Here is a 24,714-nt window from a genome sequence, read left to right as displayed (position 1 = left end):
TTGTTTTTATTAGGTGTGGTCTTCCGATCTCCGCCGCGCGCCGGGCGTGGGGGGTCTCGGGCAGGCCCGGCGCCCCGCGGGCGCCGCGCAGGCCCACCGGTGCCGAGACCGGGCGCGGACCGGTGCGGTCCGCGCGACCCCAGGAGTCACCGGGCCCGCCGGGCCGGGCGAGGCCCGCGCCGAGGCGCGGGGACGAGCGGCCCCAGGAGCAGGAGTACACGCGCGCGATGGGACGCGGCGGCGGCAGGCCACCGCGGCCTCCGGCGCGCCCGTCCGCGGTGCTGCGCCTGGGCAACCCCCGCAGGCGGATCGGCATCGGCCTGATGGCGATGACCTTCGTGCTGTCCATCTTCGCGGGGCGGCTCATCCAGCTTCAGGGCCTCGACTCGAAGGTCTACACCGCCGAGGCGGCCAAGCAGCGCGTACAGGGTGAGAAGCTGCCCGCGAGAAGGGGCTCGATCACCGACGTCAACGGACACGAGCTCGCGCTGACCCTGGAGGCGCGCGAGATCTTCGTGGACCCCTCGCAGGTGGTCGTCGCGCAGCGCGACCGGGTGGCCACGGTCCTGGCCAAGGAGTTGAACGAGGCCAAGGATCCGATCGCCGCCAAGCTGGCCGACAGCACCAGCCACTACGAGCAGATCGCCGCTGCCGTCGATCCCGCGCTCGCCCAGCGGATCATGGCGTACGAGTTCAAGGGCGTCGGCAGCAAGCACCGCTACCGGCGTGACTACCCGGGCGGCGACCTGGCGGGCAGCCTGCTGGGTTTCGTCGGCACCGACGGCACGGGACTGGCCGGGCTGGAGAGCACCTACGACAAGCTGCTCGCGGGCCGGGACGGCGAGCAGATCATTGAGACGGGCGCCAAGGGGCAGCGCATCCCGATGACCCGCAGCACCCTGCGGGCGCCGGTCGAGGGCAGGGACGTGCGGCTGACCATCAACCGCGACGTCCAGTGGGCCGCGCAGAAGGCGATCAGCGAGCAGGTCAAGGCCACCGGGGCGCGCACCGGCAGCGCCATCGTGATGGACGTGCAGACCGGTCAGTTGATCGCCATGGCGAACGCGCCGGAGCTCGACCTGAGGAACTGGAAGGACTCCCCGGTGGAGGACCGGGTCAACCGGTCGGTCACGGACGTGTTCGAACCGGGCAGCACCAACAAGGTCATCACCGCCGCGGCGGCGCTGGAGTCGGGGGCCGTGCGGCCGGACACCCTGTTCACCGTCCCCGACCAGATCAGGTGTGCCGACCGGGTGCTGAAGGACTCCCACCCGCACGCCACCGAGCGCCTGACCTTCTCGGGCGTCGTGGCGACCTCCAGCAACGTGGGCACGATCCTGGCCACCCAGAAGATCGGCGACGAGAAGCTCCACTCGATGCTCCAGCGCTTCGGTTTCGGCGCGAAACCCGGCACCGGGCTGCCGGGGGAGGAGGCGGGGCTCCTGCCCGACTGGAAGGACTGGTCGGGCAGCCAGCGCTGCACGATCGCCTACGGCCAGGGCATCTCGGTGACCGCGATCCAGACGGCGAGCGTCTACCAGACCATCGCCAACGGCGGAGTGCGCGTCACCCCGCAGATCGTGGCCGGTACGACCGGCGAGAACGGCGCGTTCACGCCGTCCGCGCCGGGTGAGCGGACCCGGGTGGTCAGTGAGCGTACGGCGCGGGAGATCGCCGCCATGCTGGAGGCCGCCGTGAGCGAGGAGGGCACCGGCAACCTCGCCGCGATCGACGGCTACCGGGTGGCGGGCAAGACGGGCACCGCGATGCGCTATGACACCAGATGCCAGGGCTACTGCGGATATACCGCGACGTTCGTTGGTTTTGCTCCCGTGGACAAGCCCCGCCTGGTCGTCCTGGCAGTGCTCCAGGATCCCCAGCAGGGCCACTACGGTGGGGAGATCGCCGCCCCGGTCTTCAAGCAGCTGATGACGTTCGCGTTGAAGAGCGGGAAGATTCCCCCGACCGGAACCCGGCCCTCCCCGGTGCGGATACGCGCAGGGAGGTGACGAGTGAAGGTACGCTCTCGCCGTGCATCCCCCGTCGTCCATGCGACCCTCAACCAGTTCACCCCGTCCGCTCTCCGGGCTGGCGAGCCTCATCGGTGCGCCCTCGGGCACGTCGCGAGCGCCGCTGGCCGCGGTGTCCGGGATCACCATCGACTCGCGCCAGGTGTGTCGTGGAGATCTCTACGTCGCGCTGCCGGGGGCCACGGCCCACGGGGCCGACTTCTCCGCGCAGGCCCTCGCCGCGGGTGCCGCCGCGATCCTGACCGACGAGGCGGGCAGGCAGGCCGCGGTCGCGACCGGCCTGCCGGTCCTCGTCGTGCCCAACCCGCGCCGCCTGCTGGGACAGGTCTCCGCCTGGGTGTACGGCAATCCCGCGGCGGACGTGACGGTCATCGGCGTCACCGGCACCAGTGGCAAGTCCACCACCACTTTCCTGCTGGAGGCCGGACTACGGGCCGCAGGACACCGGCCGGGGCTGATCGGGGGCGTGGAGATCCACGTCGGTGAGCTGCGTTTCGCGCCGAAGCTCACCACGCCGGAGGCCAGCGACCTGCAGGGCCTGTTCGCCCTGATGCGCGAGCAGGGCGTCACCGCCGCGGCCATGGAGGTCTCCAGCCACGCGCTGGCGCTGGGCCGGGTCGACGAGGTGTCCTACGACGTGGCGCTGTTCACCAACCTGTCGCAGGACCACCTCGACTTCCACCGGGATCTCGACGACTACTTCGCGACGAAGGCCCGGTTGTTCACCCCCGAGATGAGCAGGGTGGGCGTCGTCAACATCGACGACGCCCACGGGCGGGAGCTCCTCGGCACCGCGAAGATCCCGATGACCACCTTCTCCGCCGAGGGCGCCGTGGAGGCCGACTGGCGGGCCGTGGACGTGCGGCTGGGCCCCGAGGGCAGCAGCTTCAAGATCGTGGGTCCCGGCGGCGTCGAGGAGGCCGCGACGATCGCCCTGCCCGGCCCCTTCAACGTGGCCAACGCCCTGGGCGCCGTCGTCGCACTGGTGGAGGCCGGTGTGCCGCTGCGAACCGCGGTGGCGGGCATAGGTACGCTGGCAGGAGTTCCGGGCCGGATGGAGCGGGTTCCCGGCGGGGAGGACTTCCAGGCCATCGTCGACTACTCGCACAAGCCCGGCGCGGTCGAGTCGGTCCTGTGCTCGCTGCGCGAGGTCACCGCGGGCAGGCTCATTGTGGTTCTTGGCTGCGGGGGTGACCGTGACCGTGGTAAACGCCCAATGATGGGAGAAGCCGCCGCAAGGCTGGCAGATGTGGCTATTCTCACCAGCGACAACCCCCGCTCCGAGGATCCCCTGCGGATCCTCGCGGAGATGATGGACGGAGTTCTCGGTGTGTCCCAGGACGGACGCGCACATGTGATCATTGAGCCTGATCGTGCCGCGGCCATCGACCTGGCCATTGGCCGGGCGGGTTTCGGTGACGTCGTCGTCGTGGCCGGCAAGGGTCACGAGCAGGGCCAGTACATCGGCGACCAGGTGCTTCCTTTCGATGACAGGCAGGTCGTGGCCGACGCGATCGTCAGGCGCCGGAACCGCACCGGGCGCCGAAGCACGTATGGAGAGTAGGGAAGACGCATCATGATCCCGTTGCCGCTGGCCAGAATCGCCGAGATCACCTCGGGGGCCCTCGCGGGCATGGCCGACCCACGCGCGGTGGTGCGCGGCCCGGTCGTCATCGACTCCCGCGCCGTCGAACCGGGGTCGCTGTTCGTCGCGATCAAGGGTGACCGGGTCGACGGGCACGACTTCGCCGCCCAGGCCATCGAGGCCGGGGCGGTCGCCGTGCTGGCCTCCCGGCCCGTCGACGTCCCCGCCGTCATCGTCGGCGACACCGTGACGGCCATGACCGGCCTGGCCACCGCCGTCTGCGCCGAACTGCCGGCGACCACGGTCATCGGCATCACCGGCTCGGCGGGCAAGACCACCACCAAGGACCTGCTGGCCAGGCTCACCGCCAGGATCGGTCCAACGGTCGCCCCCGTCGAATCGTTCAACAACGAGATCGGCCACCCGCTGACCGTGCTGAAGGCCGACGAGGACACCCGCTACCTGGTGCTCGAGCTCAGCGCGCGCGAAGTCGGGCACATCACCCACCTGACCCGTATCGCCCCGCCGAGGATCGGCGTGGTCCTCAACGTCGGCACCGCCCACCTGGGCGTCTTCGGGGGCAAGGAGGAGATCGCCAGGGCCAAGGGCGAACTGGTCGAGGCGCTGCCCGCCGACGGCGTGGCCGTGCTCAACATCGACGACCCGCTGGTGGCCGCCATGGCCGGACGCACCGGTGCCCGCGTCACCTGGTATGGCCGGGCCTCCGGCGCCGACGTGCGGGCCGAGAACGTGACCGTCGACGACCGGGGGCGCGCCTCCTTCACGCTGCGCACCCCGTCCGGCGCCGCCCCGGTCGGCCTCCGCCTGTACGGCGAGCACGCGGTGGAGAACGCGCTGGCGGCCGCGGCGGCCGCCTATGAGCTCGGCCTGCCGGTCGCCACCATCGCCGAGGAGCTGTCGGAGGCCGAGCCCCGCAGCCGCTGGCGGATGGAGGTCACCGACCGCGAGGACGGGGTGACCGTGATCAACGACGCCTACAACGCCAACCCCGACTCCATGCGCGCCGCCTTCGGCGCCCTGGACGCGCTCGCGGGCGATCGCCGCCGCTTCGCGGTCATCGCCTCCCTGCGCGAGCTGGGCGAGGACGGTCCCGCGTTCAATGAGGAGCTGGGCCGGCTGGCCGGGGGCGCGGGTCTCGCCGGCCTGTTCGTCGTCGGCCCCGACGCCGACCCGATCCTGGCCGGGGCGGAGGCCGCCGTACAGGAGGCCGCGGGCCGCGTACCGGCGGCCGGTGCCCCTGCGGCGTATGCCGGACCGACCTCGCACGCGGAGGCCTCGCGCGCCGCGGGCGGCCCGCCGGGCGCGGGAGAGCCGCCGGGCACCGGCTCGGCGGCCCGCCTCTCGCCCGTCGTCGCCTTCGGTGACGCCCCGGCAGCCGGGGTCCAGGGCGCCACCCGGGTCTCGCACGCCGCCGACGCGGCACAGGCGGGCGCGGAGCTGTCGGCGCTGCTGGCCCCCGGTGACGTCGTGCTCGTCAAGGGACCGCGCGCCGCGGGCCTCGAGCGGGTGGCCGCGGCGCTGCTCGGGGGTGATCGCCGATGAGGGAGATCCTCGTCGCGGCGGCGATCAGCCTGCTGCTGTCCATGCTGGGCACGCCGCTGGCGATCCGGCTGTTCTCCCGGCGCGGCTACGGGCAGAGCATCAGGGAGGAGGGCCCCTCCGGCCACCACGACAAGCGCGGCACCCCCACCATGGGCGGCACCGTGATCGTGATCGCCGCGCTGGTCGGCTTCGCCTGCGCCCACCTCTACAGCTTCACGCCGCCCACGGTCTCCGCGGTCCTGGTGCTGTTCCTGATGACGGGCCTGGGCGCGGTCGGCTTCCTGGACGACTTCATCAAGATCTACAAGCAGCGCAGCCTGGGCCTGCGCAGCGGTGCCAAGGCACTGGGCCAGCTCATCGTCGGCGCGGTCTTCGCGGTCCTGGTGACCCGTTTCCCCAACGCCTACCTGATCACCCCGGCCGAGACGCGCCTGTCGTTCCTGAGGGACTTCGGCCCCTCCATCGGGCTCATCGGGTTCATCATCTGGGTACTGATCATGATCGTGGGCTTCTCCAACGCGGTGAACCTCACCGACGGTCTCGACGGCCTGGCCAGCGGTGCCACCGGCGTGGTGCTGGCCTCGTACGTGCTGATCGGCAACTGGCAGCTGCGCAACAGCTGCACCACCCAGCTCGGGCCCAACTGCTACTGGGTCCGCGACCCGCTGGACCTGGCCGTGGTCGCCGCGGCGGTGCTCGGCGCGCTGGTCGGCTTCCTGTGGTGGAACGCCCCACCCGCGAAGATCTTCATGGGTGACACCGGCTCGCTGGCCCTGGGCGGCGTGCTCGCCGGGTTGGCCATCACCACCAGGACCCAGCTCCTGCTGATCATCCTCGCCGGGCTGTGCGTGCTGATCACCATGTCGGTGATCATCCAGGTGGGCTCCTTCAAGATGACCGGTAAACGGGTCTTCAGGATGGCCCCGCTCCAGCACCACTTCGAGCTGAAGGGCTGGGCCGAGACGACCATCGTGGTCCGCTTCTGGCTGATCGCCGCCCTGTGCGCGGCCGCCGGGCTGGGGATCTTCTACGTGGAATGGATGCCCAGGCTGTGAGTGGGAAAGGCCATGTGATCTGCGTCGCCGGGCTGGGGGTCTCGGGCACGGCCGTGGCCCGCACGATGGCCGCGAGGGGCGAGAAGGTGGTCGTCCTGGAGGGCAGGGACGGCGAGCGGGCCAGGGCGCTCGCGGGCGAGCTCGCCGAGCTCGGTGTCGAGGTCCGCTTCGGTGAGCCCGCGGAGCCCCCGGAGGGCACCTCGCTGATCGTCACCACGGGCTGGCCGCCGCACCACCCGCTGCTCGCCGCCGCCGCGGCGGCGGGGATCGAGGTGATCGGCGAGGTCGAGCTGGCCTGGCGGCTCCGCCCGGGCGAAGCCGCTCCCTGGCTGGCGCTGACCGGTACCAACGGCAAGACCACCGTGGTCCGGATGCTCACCTCGATGCTCCTGGCCGCCGGGCACCGGGCGCTCGCCGTCGGCAACGTCGGCACCCCGGTGGTGGAGGCGGTCGCCGGGGCCGGCGACGTGCTGGCGGTGGAGCTGTCCAGCTTCCAGCTGCACCGCTCGCCCAGCATCGCCCCGTACGCGGCCGCGGTGCTCAACGTGGCGCCGGACCACCTCGACTGGCACGGCTCCATGGAGGAGTACGCCCGGGTCAAGGGGGAGATCTTCGCCAGGGCCGGGATCGTCGTGTACAACGCCGACGACGAGTGGGCGACCCGTCTCGCCGCGCGGTACGAGGGCACGGCGGTACGCAGCGTGGGCTTCACCCTCGGCGTGCCCTCACCGGGCCGGCTCGGCGTGGTCGAGGACCTGCTGGTGGACCGGGCGTTCGTGGCCGATCCCGCGGCCAACGCGGAGGAACTCGCCTCGTTCGACGACATCCGCCCGTTCGCGCCGCACAACGTGGCCAACGCGCTCGCCGCCGCGGCGCTGGCCAGGGCCTACGGGGTGAGCGCCGCCGCGGTGCGCGAGGGCCTGCTGGACTTCGTGCCCGACCCCCACCGGATCGCGCACGTGGCCAGGGTCGCCGAGGTCGACTACGTGGACGACTCCAAGGCCACCAACCCGCACGCCGCCGCTGCCTCACTGGCCGCCTACCCGTCGATCGTCTGGGTGGCGGGCGGGCAGCTCAAGGGCGCGGACGTCGGCGAGCTGGTACGCCGCGCCGCGCCCCGCCTGCGCGGCGCGGTCCTCCTGGGCGCCGACCGCGAACGAATTCGCGAGGCTCTGGCGCGACACGCCGGGAATGTTCCGGTGGTGGAGGTGGCCGGGCAAGACACTGGGGTCATGGACCGTGTCGTCACCGAAGCCGCCAGGCTCGCCGCCCCCGGAGACACCGTGCTGCTGGCCCCGGCCGGTGCCTCCTGGGACATGTTCTCCGGTTATCCCGCACGAGGGGAGGCGTTCGCCCGAGCCGTGCACCGTCTCGCCGCAGGGCACGACGGGGGACGGGCGTGAGCGCGACGGCGCAGGAGAGCGCCCCCCGGGGTCAGGACGGCTTCCGCGAGCACCTGCTCGCCTTCCGCGAGCTGCTCAACCGGCCGTTGACCTCGTACTACCTGATCCTGGGGTGCAGCGCCCTGCTGCTCGTCCTCGGCCTGATGATGGTGCTGTCGGCATCCAGCATCGAGGCGCTGCAGGAGAAGGGAGATCCCTTCTACTGGTTCTTCAAGCAGTCGGTCTCGGCCGGGATCGCCCTCCCGCTGATGTGGATCTGCGCCCAGCTGCCGCCCCGGTTCTTCAGGCTCGCCGGCTACCCGCTGATGGCGCTGTCGATCCTCGGGCTGGTGCTGGTGCTGTTCGTCGGCACCTCCCAGCTCGGCGCCCAGCGCTGGATCGACCTCGGCCCCATCTACCTGCAGCCGTCCGAGCCCGCCAAGCTCGGGCTGACGATCTGGGGGGCCGACCTGCTGGCCCGCAGGGCGCGCAACGGCCTGATCGAGTGGCGCAGCCTGTTCATCCCGCTGATGCCGGGCACCGCGATCCTGGCCGTCATGGTCATGCTGGGGCGCGACCTCGGCACCACGCTGGTGCTGATGATGATCTTCCTGTCGCTGCTCTGGGTGGTGGGCGCGCCGCTGAGGCTGTTCGGCGGGATCCTCGCGGTGGCGGTGCTCGCGACCATCGTCATGATCAGCACCGAGGGCTACCGCTCGGCACGGATCGCGGGTTGGCTCGACCCGTGGGGCAACGCCCAGGGGGCCGGCTTCCAGGCCGTGCAGGGGCAGATCGCGATGGGCAGCGGTGGCTGGTTCGGGCTGGGCCTGGGGTCCAGCAGGCAGAAGTGGAGCTGGATCCCGCACGCGGAGAGCGACTTCATCTTCTCCATCCTCGGCGAGGAACTCGGACTGATGGGCACGCTCGTCGTGGTGGCCCTGTTCGGGCTGCTGGGTTACGCGGGGCTGCGGGTGGCCACCCGGGTCAAGGACCCGTTCGTCCGGCTCGCCTCCGCCGCCGCGGTCGCCTGGATCGCCGGTCAGGCGATCGTCAACATCGGCGCCGTCATCGGCGTGCTGCCCATCACCGGTATCCCGTTGCCGCTGGTCTCCTACGGTGGGTCGGCCCTGTTGCCCACCCTGGCCGCCCTCGGCATGCTCCTGTCGTTCGCCAAGCACGAACCCGGCGCCCGCGAGGCTCTCGCGGCCCATGGCCCCGGACCGGTGGCGCGGGGCCTAAGCTGGCTTGGCCTGGGTGGTCCGGCCGGGAAACGACGGCCGGGCCGTGGAAGACGATAAGCGAAAGGACCGACATGAGGGTGGTCCTCGCCGGCGGCGGGACGGCCGGTCATATCGAACCGGCGCTGGCTCTGGCCGACGCGCTGCGCCAACTCGACCCCAACATCGGGATCACCTGCCTCGGCACCGAGCGAGGTCTGGAGACCAGGCTGGTTCCGGCCAGGGGGTATGAACTGCAACTGGTGCCCGCGGTGCCGCTGCCCCGGACACTGACACCCCAGCTGCTGAGCGTGCCGGGCCGTCTGGCGGGCGCCATCAACGCGGCCGCCGCCGTCATGGACCGGGTCCAGGCCGACGTCCTGGTCGGCTTCGGCGGCTATGTGGCGACCCCCGCCTACCTGGCGGCGCGGCGGCGCGGCGTGCCGATCGTGGTCCACGAGGCCAACCCGCGCCCCGGCCTGGCCAACCGGCTGGGCGCGCGCCTCACCGACCACGTGTTCACCGGCCACCCGGACACGCCGCTGAACCACGCCGAGTACATCGGCATCCCCCTGCGCCGTGAGATCGTCAACCTCGACCGGCTGTCCATGGGTGACAAGGCCAGGTCCTGGTTCGGTCTGGAGGCCGACCTGCCCACGCTGCTGGTCACCGGCGGCTCCCAGGGGGCCCGCTCGCTCAACCAGGCGGCCCTGGCCGCCGCCCCCGTGCTGCGCCGGGCCGGAGTGCAGGTGCTGCACGTCATCGGCCCGAAGAACACGCTGGAGGAGGAACCGCCGCCCGGCGACCCGCAGTACGTCGTGCTGCAGTATGTCGACCGGATGGACCTGGCCTACGCCGCCGCCGACTTCGCCCTGTGCCGCAGCGGCGCGATGACCTGCGCCGAGCTGACGGCGGTGGGCCTGCCGGCCGCGTACATCCCGCTGCCGCACGGCAACGGCGAGCAGCGGCTCAACGCCACGCCGATCGTGCAGGGCGGCGGCGGCCTGATGATCGACGACGCCGAGCTGTCAGCGGAGTGGATCATTCAGAACGTGCTGCCCATCCTGTCCGACCCCGAACGTGTGGTCACCATGTCCGAGGCGGCGTCTCAGATGGGCAGGAAGGACGCCGACGTGACGCTGGCGCGCAGGGTGCTGCAGGTCGCGGTGCGAGGGAGAGGCTGAATGGGCGCGGAGCGGATCCGACGCGGTGAGCGCGGGGCTGCCCGCGCTCGCCTCCGGCGAGAGGGCAGGGCGGGACGAGGGCGTCCGCACGGCGAACGAGGAGGGGTGAGCGGCCGATGAGCCTGGTCAAGCTGGTGGATCCGGTTGCGGCCGGAGACCTGGGACGGGTCCACTTCATCGGGATCGGCGGTTCTGGGATGTCCGGAATCGCGCGCATCCTGCTTAAACGGGGCGTGCAGGTCTCGGGCAGCGACGCGCGAGGGTCGGACATGGCGACCGAGCTGCGGGAGCTGGGGGCCAGGGTTCACATCGGCCACGCCGCCTCGCACATCAAGCAGGTCGACACCGTCGTGGTCTCCACCGCGATCCGTGACTCCAACCCCGAGCTGGGCGAGGCGCTCCGCCAGGGCCTGCGGGTCATCCCCAGGGCCGCCGCGCTGGCCTCCGTCATGGCGGGCAGGACCGGCGTCGCGCTGGCCGGCACCCACGGCAAGACCACCACGACCTCGATGCTCACCGTGGCGCTGCAGAAGTGCGGCGCCGACCCCTCGTACTGTGTGGGCGGGCAGCTGGTGACGACGGGGCTGGGCGCCGACGAGGGCTCGGGCGGGGTGTTCGTCGCCGAGGCCGACGAGAGCGACGGCTCCTTTCTCATGCTGGCCCCCGACATCGCCGTGGTGACCAACGTCGAGCCGGACCATCTGGACAACTACGGTGACCCGCGTGCGGTTCACGATAGCTTCGCCCGGTTCGTGGAGCGGGTGGCCGACACCATGGTCATCTGCGCCGACGATCCCGGCTCCGCCGCGCTGGTCCCGATCGCCCGCGCCCGCGGCCTGAAGGTGATCACGTACGGTGCGGCGGAGGACGCCGACCTGCGGGTGGGCGGGATCTCTCCCGAGGGGCTGGGCATCACCTTCACGGTCCACGGACACGGGGAGGTCAGGCTCGCGGTCCCGGGCCGTCACAACGCGCTCAACGCGGCCGCGGTCATCGCGGTGGCGGGGGAGCTGGGTGTCCCCTTTGGTGAGATCCGTGATGGTCTGGCGGCCTTCACCGGCGCCAAGCGCCGTTTCGAGGCCAAGGGCGAGGCGGGCGGGGTGGCGGTCTTCGACAGCTACGCCCACCACCCGACCGAGCTGGCCGCCGACCTGCGCGCGGCGCGGGACGTGGTGGCGTCCTTCTCGGGAGACGGCAGGGTCATCGCGGTCTTCCAGCCGCACCTGTACTCGCGCACCAGGTTCTTCGCCGACGAGTTCGGCATCGCGCTCGGGCTGGCCGACGAGGCCGTCATCCTGGACGTCTACGGCGCCCGCGAGGATCCCGAGCCTGGCGTGTCGGGGGCGCTGGTGGCGGGCAAGGTGCCGCTGCCCGCGGAGCGGGTGGCCTATGCCCCCCAGCGGGACGGCGTGCCCGCCCTGGTCGCGAGCCTGGCCAGGCCGGGGGACATCGTCCTGACCATGGGCGCGGGCGACGTGACCGAGCTGGGTCCCAGGATCGTGGCGGAGCTGGCCGCGCGGTGACCCATGCCAGCGGGCGCGGGTCGCCGGAGGGGGAGTGGCATTGAACGGCGTGTGGCGGTCGGCCTTCCTGGCCCTGCTCACCGCGGGAGTGGTGGGCATCGCCGCGTGGCTGGTGTTCTTCTCCCCGGTGCTCGGGGTGCGGGAGATCCAGGTGGTGGGCAACGCGGGCCTGTCCACCGAGGAGATCCGGCGGGCGGCGCAGGTGGCCGGCGGCAAGCCCCTCGCCACGGTCGACCTGGCCGAGGTGGAGGACCGGATCGGCCGGATCACCCAGATCGAGTCGGTGACGGTCAGCCGCGCCTGGCCGGGGACCCTGCGGGTGAAGGTCGTGGAGCGCAGGCCGGTGGCGGTGGTGCCGGTCGGCGACAGGTCGGCGCTGATGGACCGGTACGGGATGGTCACCGAGGTCAAGGACGTCGCGCCCCCCACACTGCCGGTGCTGCGGGTGGACCGGCCGGGGCCGGGCGACCCGGCGACCGCGGCGGCGCTCACGGTCATCGCCGCGCTGCCGGAGAATCTGGCCCGCCGGGTCGCGGAGGTGCTCGCACCGTCGGCTGAGACGGTCTCGCTGCGGCTGAAGGACGGCCGCGCGATCGTGTGGGGCGGCGGCGACCGTCCCGCGGACAAGGCCCGGATCCTTGTTACGCTGCTCAGACGTCCGGCCGACACCTATGACGTCAGTTCGCCTGACGTCGTGACGGTTAAGTGATCTCATCGGATGGCGGACGTTCCCGGAAAAGGACGGCCCGCGACACGCTGGACGTGCTTGCGGCGCGGTTAGTTGACCCGCCAGGAGCGTAACTCCTACTGTCCGTATCACTCCTCAGGTTGACATAAAGCTAAATCTCAACTTGAGGGTGAGGGTTTTGGAAACGACGGCACGGGCCCCGTGCCGCATGAAATTGCAAGTCAACGAGCGGAAAGGCCCCTCGTCGTGGCAGCACCGCAGAACTACCTCGCGGTCATCAAGGTTGTAGGAATCGGCGGAGGCGGAGTCAACGCCGTCAACCGGATGATCGAGGAGGGACTCAAGGGCGTCGAGTTCATCGCCATCAATACCGACGCCCAGGCGCTGCTGATGAGTGACGCCGACGTCAAGCTCGACGTCGGGCGTGAGCTCACTCGCGGCCTCGGCGCGGGAGCCAACCCCGAAGTCGGGCGCAAGGCGGCCGAGGACCATCGTGAGGAGATCGAAGAGGTCCTCAAGGGCGCCGACATGGTTTTCGTCACGGCCGGTGAGGGCGGTGGCACGGGCACCGGAGGCGCCCCGGTGGTGGCCAACATCGCCCGTACCCTGGGCGCGCTGACCATCGGTGTCGTGACCCGGCCCTTCAGCTTCGAGGGGCGGCGCAGGGCGATGCAGGCCGACGCCGGCATCGAGACCCTCCGCGAGGAGGTCGACACCCTCATCGTGATCCCGAACGACCGGCTGCTGTCGATCTCCGACCGGCAGGTGAGCGTGCTGGACGCCTTCAAGGCGGCGGACCAGGTGCTGCTCTCCGGTGTCCAGGGCATCACCGACCTGATCACCACGCCCGGACTGATCAACCTTGACTTCGCCGACGTGAAGTCGGTCATGTCCGGTGCCGGCTCGGCCCTGATGGGCATCGGCCACGCGCGCGGCGACGACCGTTCGGTCGCGGCGGCCGAGATGGCCGTGTCCAGCCCGCTGCTGGAGGCCAGCATCGACGGCGCGCACGGCGTGCTGCTCTCGATCGCCGGCGGCTCCGACCTCGGCCTGTTCGAGATCAACGAGGCGGCCCAGCTCGTCTCCACCGCCGCGGCGCCGGACGCCAACATCATCTTCGGTACGGTCATCGACGATGCCCTCGGCGACGAGGTGCGCGTCACCGTGATCGCGGCCGGCTTCGACGAGCCCGCTCCCGAGCCCAAGCAACTCCCGCAGCCGGCGTCCCGCCCGCAGCCCGCCTCGCGTCCCGCCCCGCCGCCCTCGGCGGCCGCCCCGGTCCGCCCGCTGGCGCCCACGGTCAAGGCGGAGCCCCGCCCTGAGCCCCGTCCGGAGCCCAGGGTGGAGCACCTGCCGCCCTCGCCGGTGCGGCAGGTCGTCACCCCGCCGGCGGAGCCGACGCCCCCGCCCCAGCAGATCCACCCGGTACAGCCGGTGGAGCACTCCGAGCCGCACCGCGTGGAGGAGCCGCACTCCCCTCCGCTGTCGATCCCGCGCCCGGCCCCTGAGCCCTCGCAGCCGACGCCGATCTCCGCGAGGGTCACCGACCCCGCCCGGCGGCGACCGGTGATCTTCGAGGAGCAGGAAGAGGAACTGGACGTTCCCGACTTCCTGAAGTGACATCGCTCACGGTGGGGGTGGGTGCAGAGCCACCCGGCCGTGCCGGGAAGAATGGGCTCCGCCGGTTTGCCAGTGTCCGAGCGGCGGAGATGTGACGGAAACAACACGACGAGATGAGATCGCGGCCGGGCTGGCCCGGGTCGAGGCGGAGATCGCCGAAGCCTGCCGGGCCGCCGGCCGCAGCCGCGAGGAGCTGACGCTCATCGCGGTGAGCAAGACCTACCCCGCCTCCGACGTGCGGCTGCTGGCCGGACTCGGGATCGGTGACGTCGGGGAGAACCGCGACCAGGAGGCTTCGGTCAAGGCGCGGGAGTGCGCCGACCTCGGCCTGCGGTGGCACTTCGTCGGCCAGTTGCAGACCAACAAGGTCCGCTCGGTGGTCGGCTACGCGGACGTCGTCCACTCGGTCGACCGCCCGCGCCTGGTCACCGCCCTCAGCAGGGAGGCGCTCGGGGTGGGGCGCCGGATCACCTGCCTGGTACAGGTGGCGCTCGACGGTGACCCCGCCAGGGGCGGCGTGATACCACAGCAGGCCGAGGCGCTGGCGGACGCCGTCGCCGGAGCGCCGGGGCTTGAGTTGGGCGGGGTGATGGCGGTCGCGCCGCTGGGGGAGGAGCCGGGCAGGGCGTTCGCGAGGCTGAGGGAGATCGCGCGGTCCGTCCAGGACGCCCACCCGGGCGCCGGCGTCATCTCGGCGGGGATGAGCGGGGATATGTCCCAGGCCATCGCCAACGGTGCGACACACCTGCGTGTTGGTACGGCGTTGCTCGGTCGCAGGAAGCCCTTCGTCAGGTAATGTCCCTTCAAGTGGACCTTGGCGTCCGCGTATCCGGACAGCGGTCGAACGGTGGTGAGCTCAGGGCGGTCGGGCTGGCCCCTCGGGCACATCGAAGTAAGACGGAGGAAGAAGTAGCGATGGCCGGCGCGATGCGCAAGATGGCGGTCTACCTCGGTCTTGTTGAGGACGACCGCTACGAGAGATACGACAGCTACCCCGACGACGAGTACGAGGAGTTCGACGACACGCGCCGGGAGGGCGACGAGCGTCCTGGCACGGTCCACGACCTCTCGGACGACACCGACCCAGGCGTGCCCGCTCCGAGGCCCGCGACGGCTGTCCTGGAGCGCCGCACGACCGATCTGGCGCGCATCACCACCCTTCATCCCCGCACGTACAACGAGGCGCGGACCATCGGTGAGCACTTCCGTGACGGCACTCCCGTCATCATGAACCTGACCGAGATGGTTGACAGTGACGCAAAGCGGCTCGTTGATTTCGCGGCAGGTCTCGTCTTTGGCCTACATGGCAGCATTGAACGTGTTACCAACAAGGTGTTCTTGTTGTCCCCAGCCAATGTCGAGGTGACCGCCGAGGACAAGGCTCGAATCGCGGAACGCGGATTCTTCAACCAGAGCTAGAGTTCCACTATGAACAGTGACCGGCCCGACGGGTCCCGATGGGACGAAGGACGGCAGAGCGGAGTGGAGGCGAGGACGGACCGTGGGGATCGTTAGCGGGATCTTGGTCTTCGTCCTGTCCATCTACCTCGTGCTGCTGATCGGCAGAATGATCTTTGAGACGGTGCAGGCGTTCGCACGTCAGTGGCGCCCCACAGGCATCGTCCTGGTGCTGGCGGAAGCCGTATACACGGTGACCGACCCACCTCTCAAGTTCCTCCGCCGTTTCATTCCACCACTCCGGTTGGGTACGGTGGCCTTTGACCTAAGCTTCACAGTGCTGTTCATTGTGGTCTTGGTCTTGATCCAACTCGTGTCCGCGCTTCGTTGATCGGGTACCGTCCCCCCGGACAGACTCCAAGCGCGCCAAGGAGACCGAAATGCCGCTGACTCCCGCCGATGTGCGGAACAAGCAATTCAGTACGACCCGCCTTCGGCCGGGTTACGACGAGGAAGAGGTAGATGCCTTCCTCGATGAGGTCGAGTCCGAGTTGGACCGTCTCATTCAGGAGAACGAGGAGCTCCGCGCCAAGCTGGCGGAGTGCCTGCGGGGCAAGGTCCCCGGCGGGATGGGCATGGCCATGGCGCCCGCCCCCATCGCCGAGCCCAAGCCCGAGATGATGATGCAGCAGCCGGAGCCGATGCGCGCTCCCGAGCCGGTGCAGCATCAGCAGCCCGTTCCCGTCGGAATGGGAATGCCTCCGGCCGAGGACAACATGGACACTGCGGCCCGCGTGCTCGCCCTCGCGCAGCAGACCGCGGACCAGGCCATCGCCGACGCCCGCCGGGAGGCGGACGAGACGGTGACCCGGGCGCGCCGCGAGGCCGACGACATCCTCGGCAAGGCACGTCGCCAGGCCGAGCAGGTCATCGGTGACGCACGTGCCCGAGCCGAGACGCTGGAGCGCGACGCGCAGGAGCGGCACCGCCAGGCCATGGGCTCGCTGGTGCAGACCCGTGACGAGCTCGAGCGCAAGGTCGAGGAGCTCCGCAGCTTCGAGCGCGAGTACCGTAGCCGCCTGAAACTGTATCTGGAGAACCAGCTGGCCGAGCTCAATGTGGCTGCCGAGGGCAGCGGCGGGTTCCCGATCGTGAGCGGGCCTCCGGCCATGTCCCACGCGGTGGCCCCGGGTGGTCAGCCGACGCTCCAGGGCGCGCCCAACCCGTTCGGCGGCGACCCGTCGCAGCATTCGGGCGCCTTCCAGGGCGTTGACGGTCCTCACAACGACCGCCGCTAAGGTGTCGGGTCACCCCCTTTGACCCGCATCCGGGAGTCTTTCTGTGATCCTTATCAGCGCCGGTTTGGTACTCACGGCCATCGTCCTGCTCATCGTGGGGATCGTGCTGGCCAAACCGTTTCTGGTCATGTGGTCGATCGCGGTCAGCGTGCTGTCCGCCGTCTTCCTGGTGATCGGGGCGTTGTTGCGGCGCCACGAGCTGTTCCCCGGCGGGCAGGCCGGGGCCGCTCCGCCCCTTCCCGAGAAGGGACCGATGCCGGCCGGGTCCGTCCCCGCGCCGCACGGTGTGCCGAACCAGCCTCCCGTGCCACCGCACATGATGGCGCAGCACGGGATGCGGCAGCAGATGCCCGTGGCCCCGACCCAGCCGCGACGAGGCCCGGTGGCCGGGCCGGCCACCGCCACCGTCGCGAGGCGGGGCGCCCTGGACGCCGAGGCGATCGTGCTGGTCATCCCCGGCCGCAAGCGCTATCACGTCGCGGGGTGCCGCCAGCTGGCCGGCAGGGATCATGAGGAGCTCACCCACGAGGAGGCTCGTGAGGAGGGCTTCACGCCCTGTACCACCTGCCTGCCGGAACCCGCCGCCGGAAGTAGGCCGCACCAGACCCCGCCCGGGGTGCGGGAGCCCGCCGAGCCCCTGAGCGCCTCCCCGGAGTCCGGCCCCGCAGGCGGCGCCGGTGAGCCCGGTCCGCACGAGGCCACCGCCAGGTTCACCGCCCCGTACCGTCCCGCGCGGCCCGCGGCCCCCGCCGGAGGGCAGCAGGCCCCCGGAGCACGGCCCGAGTCCCCGCCAAGGCCGGAGAACCCAGCCGCCAGGCGAGAGAGCGCCGTGTCCCGGCAGGAGCCCCCGCGCTCCCCGCAGGAGCCCGTCGTCCCGGTCGCCCGGCCCTACATTCAGTCCTCCGAGCCGCAGGTACGGCCCCAGGAGCCGGTGAGTCCCCCGCTCCGCGCGGCGGAGCCCTCGACCCCCTCGGTGCCGATCCGGCTGCCGAAGGTCCCCGAGATCCCGCACGCCGAGTCCGAGGCCACCAGCTGGTTCAGCCGCGACATGGTCGCCCAGGCGTCCAAGCCGGAGACCCCGGTGGCTCCGGCCAGGCCCGAGCCCGAGGCGGCGGAGCCCGCCAAGCCCGGACCGGCCGTGGGCGGCGCCTCCGCGAGCCGGGGAGAGGCGCCGGAGAGCGCCAAGCCGGAAACCGGCGAGGCCGAGCGCACCGGCCCCGGGAACGTCGAGCCCGAGCCCGCTGCGTCCGAGCCCGCTGCGTCCGAGGCCGCTGCGTCCGAGGCCGCTGCGTCCAAGGCCGCTGCGTCCAAGGTCACGGCGTCCGAGCCGGCCGCGTCCGAGAGCGCCGCGTCCGGGGCCGCCAAGGCCGGGGCACAGGCCAAGGCCGAAGCCGGGCCTTCGGCACCCGGGCCCCGCCCAGGAGCCGAGACCGCCGGGCGAGACTCCGCCCCGTCGGAGCCGTCCCCCTCGGGCAAGCCCGGAGCCGCAGACTCAGGCTCCGCGGAGCCTGAGAGGCCCGAGGAGCCGGGAGCCCGAGAGGCATCGGATTCCGGGCGCCGGGCCACCGCCGATGGCACGACAGCCGAGCCGGTGGAGCCGGCCGAGACCGCACCCGGGCGCGCCGGGCAGGTAGCGGCCGACTCCACCTCGGCGGAGCCCGCAGCCGGTCCTTCTCCCAAGGACCGTGACGCCGAGGGCGACCCCGGGGCCGAGGAGCAGAAGGCGGGCGACGGGACCGTCATGGTCATCATCGGCACCCGTCGCTTTCATGACCCCGCCTGCCCTCTGATCAAGGGCGCGGGCGACAGCGGTATCGAGGTCATCTCCCTGGTCGAGGCCGAGGGAGCCGGCCTGATCAACTGCTCGATCTGCCTGAACGACCACCGGGGCCAGAGCTGACACCTGGCGTGACCACCGCCCGCCTCGCTCACCGTTCACCGCGAGGAGGCGGGCGTGTCGCGGTGCCCGCGGACCACCGCTGCCGTGCGGTGACGGTTCCTTCCGGGCCGTGACGGACGCCGAGCGCCACCTGTGGCGCCGGGCCGGTCGCTCCGGTGTGAACCGGAACGGCCGGGCTCTCCGGGAGCCCGGCCGTCCGGTGACGCCGGAACGCTCCGCCGTCAGGCCGTGGCCGTCGCGCGGCGGAGCTGGAAGGTCAGTCCCAGCTCGGCGTCGCTGTGGCTGGGAAGGCCCTCGGCGCCGCCCTCGGTGAGGGAGACGGCGAGGACCTCGTCGGCCACCGCACGGCCCTGGGTCCGCAGGGCCTCGGCCAGGTCGGCGTCACCGGTGGACCACCACACGTCGATCCGGTCGGAGATCGACAGGCCGGTGGACTTGCGGGTGTCCTGGAGCAGGCGGATGACGTCGCGGATCAGGCCGGAGCGGCGCAGCTCGTCGGTGATGGTCAGGTCGAGGGCGACGGTCTCGCCGGAGGCGGCCTCCACCGCCCAGCCGGACCTGGGCTGCTCGGTGACGATCACGTCGTCGGCGCCGATCTCCACCGCTCCCAGCTCTCCGGCGTCAACCAAGACCGGCGAGCCGGTGCGGAGCGCGCGGGCGAGCTCCGCGGGCTCGGCGGCGGTGACGGCCGCGGCGACCAGCTTGGTCTGCGAGCCGAACCGCTTGCCCAGCGCCCGGAAGTTGGGCTTGACCGTGAAGGAGACCAGGTCCGCCCCGATCCCGGACAGGTCCTCCAGGCCCTTGACGTTGAGCTCGTCGGCGATCAGTTCGCGCAGCTCGGGCGGGAGCGTGGCCCAGCCGGGGGCGCCGACCAGGGCACGGCCGAGCGGCTGGCGGGTCTTCACCCCGCTGGAGGCGCGGGCCGAGCGGCCCAGCTCCACCAGGCGGCGGACCAGGGCCATCCGCTCCGACAGCTCCTCATCCAGCAGTTCGCCGTTGACCTCGGGCCAGTCGGCCAGGTGGACCGAGACAGGGGCGTCGGTGTCGCGGAGCACGTCCCAGACGTAGTCGGTGGTGAACGGCACCACCGGTGCCATCAGCCGGGTGACGGTCTCCAGGCACTCGTAGAGCGTGGCGAACGCCGCGGTGTCACCGGCCCAGAAGCGGCGGCGGGAGCGTCGCACGTACCAGTTGGACAGGTCGTCGAGGAACTCCGAGAGCCGACGCCCGACGCGGGCGGTGTCGAAGACGTCCATCGACGCGGTGACCTCGGCCACCGTCCGGTGCAGCTCGGCGAGGGCCCAGCGGTCGATCAGCGGGCGCTCGGCGTACGCGGGAGCCTCGGCGAGCCTGGAGGGCGACCAGGACTCGGCGTTGGCGTACAGGGTGAAGAAGGAGGTGGTGTTCCAGTAGGTGAGCAGGACCTTGCGGACGATCTCCTCAAGGGCGCCGTGCCCGACCCTGCGGGCCGCCCACGGTGAGCCGGAGCAGGCCATGTACCAGCGCAGCGCGTCGGCGCCGTGCTGGTCCATCAGCGGCATCGGCTGGAGCACGTTCCCCAGGTGCTTGCTCATCTTGCGGCCGTCCTCGGCCAGGATCAGGCCGAGGCAGAGCACGTTCTCGTACGAGGACCGGTCGAAGACGAGCGTGCCGACCGCCATCAGCGAGTAGAACCAGCCGCGGGTCTGGTCGGTGGCCTCGCAGATGAACTGCGCCGGGTAGGCCTTCTCGAGCATCTCCTCGTTGCGGTACGGCGCCCCCCACTGGGCGAACGGCATCGAGCCCGAGTCGTACCAGGCGTCGATCACGTCGGGCACCCGCCGGGCCTCGGCTCCGCAGGTGGGGCAGGGCAGTGTGACGTCGTCCACGTAGGGGCGGTGCGGGTCGAGCGCGGAGACGTCCCGGCCGGACAGCCGGCTCAGCTCCTCCAGCGAGCCGACGCACGTGACGTGCGACTCGTCGGCGGTGCAGATCCACAGCGGCAGCGGGGTGCCCCAGTAACGCGAGCGCGACAGCGACCAGTCGACGTTGTTGCGCAGCCACTCGCCGAAGCGGCCCCACTTGATCGTCTCGGGGTACCAGTTGGTCTTCTCGTTCTCGGCGAGGAGCCGGTCCTTGATCGCGGTGGTGCGGATGTACCAGGCGGGCAGGGCGTAGTAGAGCAGTGCGGTGTGGCAGCGCCAGCAGTGCGGGTAGCTGTGCTCGAAGTGGCTGCCCCGGTAGAGCAGGCCGCGCGCCCGCAGGTCGGCGGTGAGCCCCTCGTCGGCGTCCTTGAAGAACTGGCCCCCGACCTGGGGCACGCTGTCGAGGAACCGGCCGTCGGGGCCGATCGGGTTGACCACGGGCAGCCCGTACCGCTTGCAGGTCGTCATGTCGTCGGCGCCGAAGGCGGGCGCCTGGTGAACCAGGCCGGTACCGTCCTCGGTGGTGACGTAGTAGCCGAGCACCACGTAGTGCGCGCCGGGGATGTCGACCAGGTCGAAGGGGCGCGAGTAGGTGGTGTGCTCCAGGTCGGCGCCCTGGAAGGAGGCCAGGACCTCGGCCCCCTCGCCCAGCGCGGAGACCACCAGCGGCTCGGCCACCACCAGGACCTCGTCGGACCCCGCGGGGCGCGCCGCGACGTAGGTCACGTCGGGGTGCAGGGCCACGGCGGTGTTGGAGACCAGCGTCCAGGGCGTGGTGGTCCAGATCAGCAGCGAGGCGCCGAGGTCGGCCAGCGGTCCCGAGGTGGCGGGCATGCGGACGTAGACTGACGGGCTGGTGACGGTCTCGTAGCCGCCGGGCTGGCCCAGCTCGTGGTCGGACAGGCCGGTGCCGCAGCGGGGACAGTACGGGGTGATGCGGAAGTCGCGGGAGAGCAGGTCCTTGTCGAAGATGACCTTGAGTGACCACCAGACGGACTCCACGTAGGCCGGGTCCATCGTGCGGTAGGCCTGGGACAGGTCGATCCAGTACCCCATCCGCTCGGTCATCTCCTCGAAGGCGTCCACATGCCGCAGCACCGACTCGCGGCACTTGGCGTTGAACTCGGCGACGCCGTACGCCTCGATGTCCTTCTTGCCGGAGAGACCGAGGGATTTCTCGACGGCGACCTCGACGGGTAGCCCGTGGCAGTCCCAGCCCGCCTTGCGGGGCACGCTGTAGCCCCGCATCGACTTGTAGCGGGGGAAGACGTCCTTGAAGACGCGGGCCTCGACGTGGTGGACGCCCGGCATGCCGTTGGCGGTGGGCGGGCCCTCGTAGAAGACCCAGGTGGGGCCGCCGGTGTTCTGCTCGACCGAGCGCTCGAAGATCTTGCCGTCCCGCCAGCGGTCGAGCACCTCGTGCTCAAGCGCGGGAAGATCGACCTGCGCAGGAAGAGAGCGGAAATAGGCGGACATGATGGGCTGGACCTCCACGCTGGAATCGGCTGTGGCGTGGAGGGACGAGGCTGTTGGGGCCCCGCGGTACCACCCTCCTTGGCCTTCGCGTGCGAGAAGGCCCTCTTCCTTTGGTCTGCTGCCGGGTCTACTGGGCCGTCACGGCCGTTCTTCCGGCGGCTCCGGGGTGATCTTCCCTCAGCGCCTCGCCCCGGGCTCGCACCGTCCCCGGGTCGCTCGTGCGAGGGGGTGCGGAGGTTGCTGTCCCCATCAACGCCGTGCAGGCTCACACGATAACGCACCCGCCTGCCGGAAGCTTCCCCATATCAGAGGCGGCTGGGGGGAATCAGGGGGAAGCGACCGGATGTTACTGGATTGGCAAACATTGCGGCGGGTCGTTTGTCGTTCTGTTATGAGGGACCTAAGCTGCCCGCACCGTTTACCACATTGGATACGGTCCGATCGAGCAAGGAGGTCGCCATGGCCGCGACCGTGCGCGCAGACAACAGCGCGGCAGCGCCGTCATCCGACGGTGCCGTCGTCACCTGGTCGGCCGAGGAACTCGCGGAGGTCCGCGGGCGACTGGTCGCGGAGAGCCGTGAGCTTACCAAGGAGATCGCCAAGGCCGAGATCGAGATCGCGTCAAGCGACGTTACCGACGGCGCGGGCGACGACCAGGCCGACGCCGGAGCGCGGACGTATGAACGTGAGCGCGAAATCGCCCTTACCCTGAACTCGCGCGACCTGGTCGCGCAGAACGAGCGAGCGATCGCCCGGATCGACGCGGGGACCTACGGAGTGTGCGAATCGTGCCATCAGCCGATCGGAAAGGAGCGCCTTCAGGCGTTTCCGAGGGCGACGCTGTGCGTGGCCTGCAAACAGCGGGAGGAGCGCCGCTGACCGGCGACACCGAGAACGGGGCGGCCCCCGCCGCCCCGCTCGCGGCACGGCGGATCGCCGTGCTCGCGGTGATCGTCCCCATCGTCTACGCCCTCGACCTCGCCACGAAGACCCTCGTACTGAAGACCCTGGAGGGCAGGGAACCCATCGTGGTCATCCCCGGCGTGCTCCAGTTCCGGGTGATCTTCAATTCCGGGGCCGCCTTCGGCCTCGGCACCGGGATGACGATCGTCTTCACCTGTGTCGCGGCCGCCGTCGTGGTGGCGATCCTGCGTACCGCGCGCAACCTGCGCAGCCTGCCCTGGGCGATCACGCTGAGCCTGCTGCTCGGCGGGGCGCTCGGCAACCTCACCGACCGGATCTTCCGCTGGCCCTCGGGCTTCGGCTCCGGCAGGCCCGCACCGCTGCAGGGACACGTGGTCGACTTCGTGGAGACCTTCCCCGGCCACTTCCCGGTCTGGAACATCGCCGACTCGGCGATCGTCTGCGGCGGCATCCTGGCGGTCTTCCTCGCCTGGCGGGGCTACCAGATCGACGGCACGCGCGACACGGGAGCCGAGAAGGAAGCGAAGGAGAACGGCAATGGCTGACCGGCGGAGTCTCCCCGTCCCCGACGGGCTGGAGGGCGAGCGTCTCGACGCCGCCCTGTCGCGCCTGTTCGGCCTCTCCCGCACCCGGGCGGTCGAGCTGATCGTCGCCGGTGACGTGCTGGTGGACGGCTCGACCGCGGCCAAGTCCGACCGGCTCCACGGGGGCGCCTGGCTGGAGGTCACCCTCCCGCCGCCGCCCACCGCGCCGATGCCGGTGGCGGAACCCGTGCCCGGCATGCACATCGTGTACGAGGACGACGACATCGTCGTCGTCAACAAGCCCGTCGGCGTGGCCGCCCATCCGACCACCGGCTGGACCGGACCCACCGTGATCGGCGGCCTGCTCGGCGCCGGCCACCGGGTGGCCACCAGCGGCGCGGCCGAGCGCCAGGGCATCGTGCACCGGCTGGACGCCAACACCACCGGCGCGATGGTCGTCGCCAAGAGCGAGCACGCCTACTCCCACCTGAAGCGGGCCTTCAAGGAGCGCACCGTCGACAAGCGCTACCACGCGCTGGTCCAGGGCCACCCCGACCCGCACCGCGGCACCGTGGACGCGCCGATCGACCGCCACCCCGTCGGGGACGGCCGCTGGGCGGTCGTGGCGGGGGGCAAGGAGTCGGTCACCCACTACGACACGATCGAGGCGTTCCGCGCGGCGTCGCTGCTGGACATCAAGCTGGAGACGGGCCGGACCCACCAGATCCGGGTCCACATGTCGGCGCTGCGCCACCCGTGCGTCGGCGACATGCTGTACGGGGCCGACCCGACCCTGGCCGCGCGGCTGGGAGTGAGCCGGCAGTGGCTGCACGCGGTCTCCCTGGCCTTCGAGCATCCCACCACCGGCGAGTGGGTCTCCTTCACCACCGCCTACCCCGACGACCTGGCCCACGCCCTGAAGGTCGTCGCCGCCGAGTCCTAGCGCGGCCCGCCGGTCCCCGCGGCGGGCGTGCCTTCGCGCCGGTGGCCCTGCCGGCGCGTCCGGCCGTTGCCGGGTTCACCGTTTCCGGTGGTTTCTCAGGCCCTGCCCCGGGCGCTCGCGCCGAGGGCGACCGCCCCGGCGTCTGGGGCGATCTGGTCGGGGGAGTCGCCCTGCTGCCCCCGGCCCGGCGCGTCGCCCTGGCCCGAACCCTCCTCGGCCCCCTCGCCCCCGTCGTCCTGTCCTCCCTGGTCGTCCTCTCCCCGGTCGCCCGAGGAGGGCTCCTCGGGCTGCTCGGAACCGTCCTGGGACGGTTTCCCCGAAGGCTCACCCGTCGGCTCGTCCGACGGTCTGTCCCGAGGGGCGGGGTCGCCGGCCCCCCCCCCCGCGGGGGGCGGGGGGGGGGGGGCCCCCCCGCCCCCCCCCCCCCCCCCCCCGGGGGGGGGGGTTTGGGCGGGGGGCGGGGGCCCCCCCGGGGCGGCGGGGGGCGGGCCCACCCCCCG

Annotated in this window: 19 protein-coding genes; 18 read left to right on the top strand and 1 reads right to left on the bottom strand. The window is 71.5% G+C overall.

Going from position 1 to position 24,714, the window contains the following annotated elements; genetic code table 11:
- Nucleotides 1–278 precede the first annotated feature (278 nt).
- The 15 genes from ABT130_RS39605 to ABT130_RS39535 all read left to right on the top strand — a co-directional run bounded on the left by ABT130_RS39605 (nt 279) and on the right by ABT130_RS39535 (nt 18,443).
- A complete protein-coding gene (locus tag ABT130_RS39605; RefSeq protein ID WP_502992242.1) occupies nt 279–2,009 on the top strand; it encodes a peptidoglycan D,D-transpeptidase FtsI family protein in 1,731 nt (576 codons plus the stop codon).
- Nucleotides 2,010–2,049: 40 nt separating this feature from the next.
- Entirely contained in the window at nt 2,050–3,594 is a 1,545-nt protein-coding gene (locus ABT130_RS39600; protein WP_350924521.1) for a UDP-N-acetylmuramoyl-L-alanyl-D-glutamate--2,6-diaminopimelate ligase, read from the top strand.
- A 12-nt stretch (nt 3,595–3,606) separates the two neighbouring features.
- Entirely contained in the window at nt 3,607–5,178 is a 1,572-nt protein-coding gene (locus ABT130_RS39595; protein ID WP_350964495.1) for a UDP-N-acetylmuramoyl-tripeptide--D-alanyl-D-alanine ligase, read from the top strand.
- The gene (gene mraY, locus ABT130_RS39590) at nt 5,175–6,233 is read left to right on the top strand and encodes a phospho-N-acetylmuramoyl-pentapeptide-transferase (protein ID WP_350924525.1); all 1,059 of its coding nucleotides are present in this window, start codon (nt 5,175–5,177) and stop codon (nt 6,231–6,233) included. The genes ABT130_RS39595 and mraY overlap by 4 nt, the downstream gene beginning before the upstream one ends.
- Nucleotides 6,215–7,636 carry a UDP-N-acetylmuramoyl-L-alanine--D-glutamate ligase gene (murD, locus tag ABT130_RS39585; protein ID WP_350964492.1) on the top strand — a complete coding sequence of 474 codons (1,422 nt, stop codon included), beginning with the start codon at nt 6,215–6,217 and terminating at the stop codon, nt 7,634–7,636. The genes mraY and murD overlap by 19 nt, the downstream gene beginning before the upstream one ends.
- Nucleotides 7,633–8,913, top strand: coding sequence for a putative lipid II flippase FtsW (gene ftsW / locus ABT130_RS39580; RefSeq protein WP_350964490.1), 1,281 nt, complete (start codon nt 7,633–7,635; stop codon nt 8,911–8,913). The genes murD and ftsW overlap by 4 nt, the downstream gene beginning before the upstream one ends.
- Nucleotides 8,914–8,927: 14 nt before the next feature.
- The gene (gene murG, locus ABT130_RS39575) at nt 8,928–10,016 is read left to right on the top strand and encodes an undecaprenyldiphospho-muramoylpentapeptide beta-N-acetylglucosaminyltransferase (protein ID WP_350924531.1); all 1,089 of its coding nucleotides are present in this window, start codon (nt 8,928–8,930) and stop codon (nt 10,014–10,016) included.
- 116 nt (nt 10,017–10,132) lie between these two features.
- Entirely contained in the window at nt 10,133–11,539 is a 1,407-nt protein-coding gene (murC, locus tag ABT130_RS39570; protein ID WP_350964488.1) for a UDP-N-acetylmuramate--L-alanine ligase, read from the top strand.
- Nucleotides 11,540–11,588: 49 nt separating this feature from the next.
- Nucleotides 11,589–12,248 carry a cell division protein FtsQ/DivIB gene (locus ABT130_RS39565; protein WP_350964497.1) on the top strand — a complete coding sequence of 220 codons (660 nt, stop codon included), beginning with the start codon at nt 11,589–11,591 and terminating at the stop codon, nt 12,246–12,248.
- A gap of 225 nt (nt 12,249–12,473) precedes the next feature.
- Nucleotides 12,474–13,847, top strand: a complete 1,374-nt coding sequence (gene ftsZ / locus ABT130_RS39560; protein ID WP_350924537.1) for a cell division protein FtsZ — start codon at nt 12,474–12,476, stop codon at nt 13,845–13,847.
- A gap of 91 nt (nt 13,848–13,938) precedes the next feature.
- Nucleotides 13,939–14,643 carry a YggS family pyridoxal phosphate-dependent enzyme gene (locus tag ABT130_RS39555; RefSeq protein WP_350964486.1) on the top strand — a complete coding sequence of 235 codons (705 nt, stop codon included), beginning with the start codon at nt 13,939–13,941 and terminating at the stop codon, nt 14,641–14,643.
- A 119-nt stretch (nt 14,644–14,762) separates the two neighbouring features.
- The gene (locus ABT130_RS39550) at nt 14,763–15,266 is read left to right on the top strand and encodes a cell division protein SepF (RefSeq protein WP_350924541.1); all 504 of its coding nucleotides are present in this window, start codon (nt 14,763–14,765) and stop codon (nt 15,264–15,266) included.
- A gap of 82 nt (nt 15,267–15,348) precedes the next feature.
- The gene (locus ABT130_RS39545; protein ID WP_030909817.1) at nt 15,349–15,636 is read left to right on the top strand and encodes a YggT family protein; all 288 of its coding nucleotides are present in this window, start codon (nt 15,349–15,351) and stop codon (nt 15,634–15,636) included.
- Nucleotides 15,637–15,685: 49 nt separating this feature from the next.
- Nucleotides 15,686–16,543: a DivIVA domain-containing protein gene (locus ABT130_RS39540; protein WP_343980728.1), complete on the top strand. Its 858-nt coding sequence runs from the start codon at nt 15,686–15,688 to the stop codon at nt 16,541–16,543.
- A 43-nt stretch (nt 16,544–16,586) separates the two neighbouring features.
- Nucleotides 16,587–18,443: a hypothetical protein gene (locus tag ABT130_RS39535; RefSeq protein ID WP_350964483.1), complete on the top strand. Its 1,857-nt coding sequence runs from the start codon at nt 16,587–16,589 to the stop codon at nt 18,441–18,443.
- 221 nt (nt 18,444–18,664) lie between these two features.
- Here ABT130_RS39535 and ileS read toward each other — a convergent pair whose 3' ends face one another.
- Nucleotides 18,665–21,823, bottom strand: coding sequence for an isoleucine--tRNA ligase (gene ileS, locus ABT130_RS39530; protein WP_350964480.1), 3,159 nt, complete (start codon nt 21,821–21,823; stop codon nt 18,665–18,667).
- 471 nt (nt 21,824–22,294) lie between these two features.
- Here ileS and ABT130_RS39525 point away from each other — a divergent pair, with 471 nt between their 5' ends.
- The 3 genes from ABT130_RS39525 to ABT130_RS39515 are packed head-to-tail and all read left to right on the top strand — an operon-like array spanning nt 22,295 to nt 24,214.
- Nucleotides 22,295–22,702, top strand: a complete 408-nt coding sequence (locus ABT130_RS39525; RefSeq protein WP_386274343.1) for a TraR/DksA family transcriptional regulator — start codon at nt 22,295–22,297, stop codon at nt 22,700–22,702.
- Nucleotides 22,666–23,292 (top strand): signal peptidase II, encoded by a 627-nt coding sequence (locus ABT130_RS39520; protein ID WP_350964477.1) that lies wholly within the window; start codon nt 22,666–22,668, stop codon nt 23,290–23,292. Before ABT130_RS39525 ends, ABT130_RS39520 begins: the two co-directional genes overlap by 37 nt.
- Nucleotides 23,285–24,214 (top strand): RluA family pseudouridine synthase, encoded by a 930-nt coding sequence (locus ABT130_RS39515; protein WP_350964474.1) that lies wholly within the window; start codon nt 23,285–23,287, stop codon nt 24,212–24,214. Before ABT130_RS39520 ends, ABT130_RS39515 begins: the two co-directional genes overlap by 8 nt.
- Nucleotides 24,215–24,714 lie beyond the last annotated feature (500 nt).

Origin of the sequence: Streptosporangium sp. NPDC001681, from assembly GCF_040298085.1 — a bacterium.
GTDB lineage: Bacteria > Actinomycetota > Actinomycetes > Streptosporangiales > Streptosporangiaceae > Streptosporangium.
This window is presented reverse-complemented; position numbering and strand designations above follow the sequence as displayed.